The 6,917-nt window shown below is 40.6% G+C and carries 8 protein-coding genes and 1 pseudogene; 7 read left to right on the top strand and 2 right to left on the bottom strand.

Annotation, left to right across the window (positions count from 1 at the left end; all coding sequences use genetic code 11):
* Positions 1-28: 28 nt before the first annotated feature.
* Both FJR37_RS21095 and FJR37_RS21090 read left to right on the top strand, forming a co-directional pair.
* The gene (locus tag FJR37_RS21095; protein WP_371416155.1) at positions 29-454 is read left to right on the top strand and encodes an IS607 family transposase; all 426 of its coding nucleotides are present in this window, start codon (positions 29-31) and stop codon (positions 452-454) included.
* A gap of 19 nt (positions 455-473) precedes the next feature.
* Entirely contained in the window at positions 474-956 is a 483-nt protein-coding gene (locus tag FJR37_RS21090; RefSeq protein WP_254434635.1) for a hypothetical protein, read from the top strand.
* A gap of 70 nt (positions 957-1,026) precedes the next feature.
* Here the strand turns inward: FJR37_RS21090 and FJR37_RS21085 are convergent, their stop codons facing one another.
* Positions 1,027-1,275: a Ycf34 family protein gene (locus FJR37_RS21085; protein WP_027403580.1), complete on the bottom strand. Its 249-nt coding sequence runs from the start codon at positions 1,273-1,275 to the stop codon at positions 1,027-1,029.
* 430 nt (positions 1,276-1,705) lie between these two features.
* On the opposite strand from FJR37_RS21085, the gene FJR37_RS21080 reads away from it, so the two are divergent.
* The 3 genes and pseudogenes from FJR37_RS21080 to FJR37_RS21070 all read left to right on the top strand — a co-directional run.
* Positions 1,706-2,977, top strand: coding sequence for a CCA tRNA nucleotidyltransferase (locus FJR37_RS21080; RefSeq protein ID WP_039199881.1), 1,272 nt, complete (start codon positions 1,706-1,708; stop codon positions 2,975-2,977).
* 47 nt (positions 2,978-3,024) lie between these two features.
* Positions 3,025-3,831 carry a Tab2/Atab2 family RNA-binding protein gene (locus FJR37_RS21075; protein WP_168467034.1) on the top strand — a complete coding sequence of 269 codons (807 nt, stop codon included), beginning with the start codon at positions 3,025-3,027 and terminating at the stop codon, positions 3,829-3,831.
* Positions 3,812-4,318, top strand: a pseudogene (locus tag FJR37_RS21070) (serine/threonine protein phosphatase); the annotation flags it as partial. The gene FJR37_RS21075 and the pseudogene FJR37_RS21070, both read left to right, overlap by 20 nt.
* On the opposite strand, the gene FJR37_RS21065 reads toward FJR37_RS21070, so the two are convergent.
* Positions 4,319-5,182 (bottom strand): M48 family metallopeptidase, encoded by an 864-nt coding sequence (locus FJR37_RS21065; protein ID WP_039199887.1) that lies wholly within the window; start codon positions 5,180-5,182, stop codon positions 4,319-4,321.
* Positions 5,183-5,467: 285 nt separating this feature from the next.
* On the opposite strand from FJR37_RS21065, the gene FJR37_RS21060 reads away from it, so the two are divergent.
* Both FJR37_RS21060 and FJR37_RS21055 read left to right on the top strand, forming a co-directional pair.
* Complete coding sequence (locus FJR37_RS21060; protein WP_039199910.1) at positions 5,468-6,001, top strand: DUF4330 domain-containing protein; 534 nt, start codon at positions 5,468-5,470, stop codon at positions 5,999-6,001.
* A 93-nt stretch (positions 6,002-6,094) separates the two neighbouring features.
* Complete coding sequence (locus FJR37_RS21055) at positions 6,095-6,835, top strand: armadillo-type fold-containing protein (RefSeq protein ID WP_039199889.1); 741 nt, start codon at positions 6,095-6,097, stop codon at positions 6,833-6,835.
* Positions 6,836-6,917 lie beyond the last annotated feature (82 nt).

The following is a 6,917-nucleotide window of genomic DNA, read 5'->3' as shown; positions in this document are numbered from 1 at the left end:
CGGCAATCCGCCAGATGAACGAGCCACTATTCTATATGCCAGAGTTTCAAGCCGCAGTCAGAAAAACGACCTTGAGCAACAAGTTCAGTTTCTCCAGTCTCGTTACCCTGGCGCAGAAATCATCACTGACATCGGCAGCGGACTCAACTTCAAGCGAAAAGGTCTTCAATCCTTACTGGACAGAGTTCTCAGCAACACTTGCAGGCTTGTTGTCATTGCCCACAAAGATCGGCTTTGTCGCTTTGGATTCGATATTATCTCATGGCTCTGTGCTAGGCAGCAAACTCAAATATTGGTTCTCGACCAAGCGAACCTCAGCCCAGAACGCGAAATGGTTGAAGATATCCTTGCCATTATCCATGTCTTCAGTTGCCGATTGTACGGACTCAGAAAGTACAAAAAACAAGTTGCTGAAGACAGTGAGTTACCGAGTGTATCCAGTAAAGGAACTTGAGTTTATTTGGAAAAAATGGGTGGCTGCCGTTCGCAAGGTTTACAACATTTCCATTGCCTACTTAAACGAAAATCAAGGCTTTAGTAAGGTTGGTAAAAAAGGTGGAAAAATGGGGTTTAGAACCATGCTTAAAGCCTCTGGTTTAATCCCTCAATGGTGTTTAGATTTGAATGTTTCTAAAATACTAGACAACGCTTCAATGGAAGCATATAAAGCATGGTCAGAAACAGCCAAAAACCCCAAAACAATTAATAAAGGTAAAGACAAAAAACCGCATCCTCAAGCAGGACTAAGGATTGCTAAGTTCCGAAGTATCCGTGACCAAAAACTAACCATTCAATTTGACCCGTCAGCATATAAAAATGGTAGATGGATGGTATCAACAACTAAACATCTACCGCGTCCTGAATTTAGAGGACAAGATTTTTGTGTTTTAACTGACGGGTCTTCAGAACTCACCTACAGATGTCAGGGAATGTCTCGGTTAAAAGTATCAGAATAATTGGAAGGTGAGAATTGGTGTTGCTGATTTTGGCTGTGAATACTCAGCAACATCCCAAAATCTAGCCTGATTAGGTGGGGACTAATTCACCTGGACGCAATTTGGACCATTTACCTGTTTCTTGTTTGAAGCTGAGACAACCAACAACGTCCCATTCCATTTCAATTATTTCGCCTTGTGTGCGAATATTGACGTTGATGGAGGGTTCGTTGGGGTCAAAATCTGGTGTTTCTGTCAGGTGTGGCTGTTGGTGCTGGGTTTCTACGGCGTTGTAGGTGACGCAGCGGTCTACATAGTGGCAATTCACGCAAATACACATAATAGAACCAACTCTAAGAACCTTTATAGTTAATCTAGCGTGAACTACTCCGGCGTAAGACGGACGGAGCTTCCCAATTCATCGGGAATAGCCTCAAGGACTTCGTAGTTCTATTGGTCTGACATTCCCTCCAAGGGCAGGTGTCCTGGTTCCCAAGACCCAAATTTTTTCCTTGGGACACTTACCTATCAGCTTGGTTTTCGCTTACGGCATTGGTGGTCAAGATATGAATATCTTACCAGAAAACCTGGGGACTGGGGATTCGTCAACCATCTGAATATTTGTTTTTACCAAGTAAAAAATCAATTCCAGATGCAATCCTCATCCCCTGCTCACAATCCACACCTTATGAGTACATTGAAGATGGGGACTTCCGCAAATCGTTAAGCCGAAATAATCAGCATTAGTTACTGGATTGATTTTTATTAAAATGTCTGAATTAGTTGTTTCTCGTCTAGCTGCCAAAAATTGGCCTTTTAGTCTGGAATATTTGCCACAACCTGTTTATATGGTGGGTGGTGCGGTACGTGATGCGATTTTGGGTAGGGTTCGGGAATATGTGGATTTAGATTTTATTGTCCCAGAGGATGCGGTGAAGGTAGCGAGAAAGATTGCTCAACGTTATCAAGCTGGTTTTGTGTTACTTGATGCTGAAAGAAAAATTGCCCGTGTGGTGTTTCCTCATGCTACGGCTGATTTTGCTCAACAGGAGGGGGAAAGTTTAATTACGGATTTGCATAGAAGGGATTTTACTATTAATGCGATCGCCTATAATCCCCATACTCAAGAAATTATTGATCCTTTGCAAGGCTCTAAGGATATAGAATCTGGACTGTTACGGATGATATCACCTATAAATCTACAAAATGATCCTTTGCGGTTAATGCGGGCTTATCGTCAAGCTGCCCAACTTGGTTTTACTATTGAACCAGCTACTCAGGAGACAATTCGCAGTTTAGCAAAAAGTATTAATCAAGTTGCAGCGGAACGAGTACGGGTAGAAATTGGTTATTTATTAGCAAGTTCTCAGGGGACATTTTGGCTAAATACTGCTTGGAAAGATGGTGTTTTGACTAGTTTGTTTAAGAACGCAACCGATAGAAGTTTTATTAAGTTAGCTGCTGTTAATCAAGCTGCCGCTTTAATTAGCCAAGTTTGGCAGGAGTTAGGAGAAGAATTAGGAAATTATGTGCGAGAAACTGTGAAAACTTCTTGGTTAGCTACTGCTAAACTAGCTTGTCTTGTGGACTTAAACCCGGAAATTGCCGAAGTCGAATTACAAGAACTTACCTATAGTCGAGCAGAAATTCGGGCTGTGACAACGGGATTAAGACTGTTTTCGGAAATAAAAGCGATACATAAGCCTTTGCGAAAACAGTATTTTCTGTTTCGGGAAATGGGAATTTTATTTCCGGCTGTGTTGGTATTAGCTTTAGCAAATGATATTGTGGCGAAGGGAATGTTTGAAGAAAGTATGTTAGTTAGTTATGAACCTTTAATTAAGCGTTATCTTGACAAAAACGATGTAGTTGCACACCCTATTCCTTTACTCAATGGTAAAGACATGATGAGGGCGTTAAACATTCCCGCTTCACCGCTAATAGGTGAATTATTAATGGAAGTTGGTGTTGCTCAAGCTGAGGGGAAAATTTCTACAGTAGAAGCAGCAATAGAATTTGCCAGAAATTTAGTCAAAAACTAAATTTGCTATATTCACTTTTGAGTTGTTTAATTTTTATGGAGTCGGGAATGAGTCTGATTTGGCAGGCTGATTTTTATCGTAGTCCGCTACAAAATATTGAAGGGCAAGTGCTATGGGAGTTATTAGTTTGTGATGAAACTCGCAGTTTTGAGTTTACAGCAAGTTGTCTCCAATCCCAGGCTAATTCTACTTGGCTTGTCCAACAATTACAATTAGCGGGTAAGGACAAGTTACCAGATTTAATTCAAGTATTTCGTCCTCAGTCTTTAAGTTTAATGACAATTGCGGCAAATAATTTAGGGATTCGGGTTGAAGCTACTCGCAGAACTTTGGCTCTAAAACAGTGGTTAGTAGCAAAGCAATATTCTCTAACTGTGGATAAACTACCTCCATTACCATTACCGGAAAATCTATGGGGGGAAGAATGGCGGTTTGCGACGATTCCATCGGGTGATATTGTGGATGAGTTTATAGAACGGCCAATTCCTTTTTTGCAAATACCAGAATTTCTCAAACCGATTAATCTAGGTTTGGCTTCAACAGTACCTATACCTGGTGTAGTGATTTACGGTGGGAGAAAATCTATGCGGTTGGCGCAATGGTTAAAGGAAAGTCAGCCCGTTTCATTAAACTATATGGCTGGTACTCCTGATGGTTTGGTGTTAGAGGCTGGTTTGGTAGATAGGTGGGTTTTAGCAACTTTTGAAGATAAGGAAGCTACTGTGGCTGGGAAGTTGTACCAAGAGCGAAAACAGCTAAGTCAGGGGTTGCATTTTTTATTGGTGCAACCAGATGATTCGGGAATGACTTATAGTGGTTTCTGCGTCCACAAATATGCAAACGTGGTTATATAGTGGAGGACAGGCTACCATTGCTAGTTACCAATCTGCAACAATTCCTAAACAACATCTAGATTGGTTTGAGAGTTTGCCCACATATTTAGATTTGGGAGATTTTTGGTTAACTCATGCAGGTGTTGATCCAAAAAAGAGTGTGCAAGAACAGACGGCGGAAGAACTATGCTGGATTAGGGATGAGTTCCATCGGATAGAGCAACCATATTTTGCAGATAAGCTGATTATAGTTGGTCATACTATAACTTTTACTTTACCTGGTGTGGCTCCTGGTAATTTGGCGCGGGGGCAGGGATGGCTAGATATTGATACTGGTGCTTATCATCCCCGTAGTGGTTGGTTGACGGGGCTAGATATTACGAATAAATTGGTTTATCAGGCTAATGTGTTCAGTAGGTCTGTGCGGACTGTGGCTTGGGAAGAGGTGATGACAATTGTGCAGCCACAAGAGTTCGCAGGTAGCCGCCGTCATAGAAAACGAGAATAATTATGGCAAAAATGCTCTCATTTTGCTTTGATACACGGGATTATCTAAACCATAATTTTGACGACTTGGTTGATTTTTAATCTGATTTTGCAGGGAGATGACGCGATCGCTGGCTCCTGGATGTGTACTTAAAAATGCAGGTACGGAACTACTTCCTTGTAGCTTTTTCATGAAAGAAACCATTGCTGACTGAGCATAACCAGTGCGGGTGATGTTTGCTAATCCTCTTTTATCAGCATCAAATTCGTCCTGGCGACTACGGGGAAGATTCAGGGCGAGTTGCACACCAATGCCTACGGCTTTACTTTTATCTAAACCTGATACTGAAGCTACACCACTGGCTATAGCTCGTTGTCTCATTTGTTTAATTAAATGTTTGCCTTCGATATGTCCCATTTCATGAGCTAATACACTGGCAAATTCGGCTTCATTGTCTGCTGTTTTTAACAAACCTGTATTCACATAAATAAAACCACCGGCGGTTGCAAAGGCATTAACAGCAGGATCTTCGACTACTTGAAAAGTATAAGGAATGTTTGGACGAGTGCTATTAGCTGCTAAACGTCTACCGATTTGTTCAACATAACTGTTTAGTTGTGAATTACGAGAAATTCTGACTTCTTGCTGTATTTCTTGGTTCATTTGCTGACCCAGATCAACTTCCTGGCGATCGGATATATTAGATAGGTTAAATATTTGGGTTACTTGTGGGAGTACACGGATCAGATCGCTAAAACCTATAGCTTTACTTGATAGTGGTGTACCTAAGCAAATAGTCACAGCAACGCTTACAGAAATGAACGGATACAAACAGCGACGCTGCCACAAACGATAATTTGTCCAAATTCCTTGCGAGTTAATCATGATTCAGTTATGTGAGATTGGTGTAACAACTTAAAATCAGAGGACGAATTTTCAGGTTACTAAGTTGCATTTTCAACTCCAGATAGGGCAAATAGTCAATTCAAATAACTTACTGCTACTATGATCCTGAAGCTCCTGCAATCATGATAAACTGTCGCATAACCATAATGTCTAGTTTCTGTCAATTCTGATGCAGTGATCAAGATTGTGAATCACTGGAAAAAACTTGTCAGTACGATCAATTACTTAGCTGAAAACTCAACTGCAACTTATCCAAACCTGATTATGGCTATTTTAGATTCTAAAGGTCGCTTGTTCGGTAAAATTAACCTATTAGATTTAGGGGCTGCATTAGTAATTTTGCTGGTGATAGTGGGTATCTTTATTTTCCCTGGTACTTCTGGGTCTGTGGCTCAAGTCGGTGCGAAAACAGTACCCATTGAGGTAGACTTACTGGTACGTGGACTGAATATTCGTAATCCTCAACAATTAATTAAAGAAGGATTTACAAAAGGTGGTAAAACTAATGTGATTATCCGTAATCAACCCTATGGTCAGATTGGGATTAAATCGGTTGAGCAGTTAGAGAGAACACTGACAATTGGTCAACCAGATGGTTCTGTGAAAGAATTACCAGATCCTAGAAAAATTAACTTTAGTACGGATTTTCTCCTGACTTTAGAAGGAAAAGCTACAGTTACTAAGGATGGGCCTGTTCTTGGTAATAGCAAAGTGAAAATTGGAATGCCTTTTGAATTAGAAGGTTTTAACTATAACTTTAATGCGTCTGTAGTTGATATTCGATTACAGGATAAATAGCATTTTGTTTAAGGATGAAATTCTCCTGGTTTCATCCTTAAAATTAGTAAAAACCATCTATATTATAATTTTGTAATCAAGTAGGTAAATACTGTGGCACAGGCTTCGTCTTCTTGGCGACAATTGATGAATCAAGTTTCAGAAATTCAGATCAAGATTCCCAAACATCAGGTTTTTAAACATTTCTCTGAACCTGGTATTTTGCTGGGATTACTGACAATTATTGTAGCTATGCTACTTTGGAGTTGGCAATTGCTGTTAGCTCTGGTGGTGGGTATTGGGATGATGGTATTTACTTACTCAGTGCAAAAATGGAATTGGCAATTGCGCTGGTTAGAAATACGTAAGTTGATGAGTAGCACTAATAGTAGGTTAGCTTATGCGATCGCCAATGGTGGTATTGCGACTGTGATAACTTACATGGCTTCGGCAATTTGGGTTGATGCTCCTAGTCATTGGTTGGCTGCTGGTGCTATTGTTCAAGGCATGGGAACGCTATTAACTTTAATTTTGTTGGTGTGGCAAATATTCAGTTTTCAAGGAAATCGAGAAGAAGATTATCTTGATCAATTGTTAAAAAATTTAACGGAAAAGGATTCTTTAAAACGGTTACTTTCCATACGTCAACTCAATAAACTGATTACCCGTCAGCGAGTTGATACAGCAATACAACAAGATATCGGGGAATGTTTACAACTATTACTGAGTCAGGAACAAGAAGTGATGATTCGGGAAGCTGCTTTGGATTGTTTGCAAAATTTAACTGGGTTGCAAGTGCTAAAGCCTATTCAGGGAAAGGTATTTATGCCCGCAGGGATACGGCACACTACGTGAACGCTATCAGGGGGTAGGGGCGCAGGGCCTGCGCCCATTCGGGAGTATGGCTAACGCCACGCAACGCTATCAGCAAGCCCTA

Origin of the sequence: Aphanizomenon sp. UHCC 0183 (assembly GCF_009712065.1) — a bacterium.
GTDB classification, from domain to species: domain Bacteria; phylum Cyanobacteriota; class Cyanobacteriia; order Cyanobacteriales; family Nostocaceae; genus Dolichospermum; species Dolichospermum heterosporum.
Note: the sequence above shows the minus strand (reverse complement) of the source record. Positions and strands in the feature narration are given on the sequence as shown.

Excerpts from the sequence above, each read along its gene's own strand:
- FJR37_RS21085 (WP_027403580.1), bottom strand. The coding sequence starts at position 1,275 with ATGTGTATTTGCGTGAATTGCCACTATGTAGACCGCTGCGTCACCTAC.
- FJR37_RS21080 (WP_039199881.1), top strand. The coding sequence starts at position 1,706 with ATGTCTGAATTAGTTGTTTCTCGTCTAGCTGCCAAAAATTGGCCTTTT.
- FJR37_RS21075 (WP_168467034.1), top strand. The coding sequence starts at position 3,025 with ATGAGTCTGATTTGGCAGGCTGATTTTTATCGTAGTCCGCTACAAAAT.
- FJR37_RS21065 (WP_039199887.1), bottom strand. The coding sequence starts at position 5,182 with ATGATTAACTCGCAAGGAATTTGGACAAATTATCGTTTGTGGCAGCGT.
- FJR37_RS21060 (WP_039199910.1), top strand. The coding sequence starts at position 5,468 with ATGGCTATTTTAGATTCTAAAGGTCGCTTGTTCGGTAAAATTAACCTA.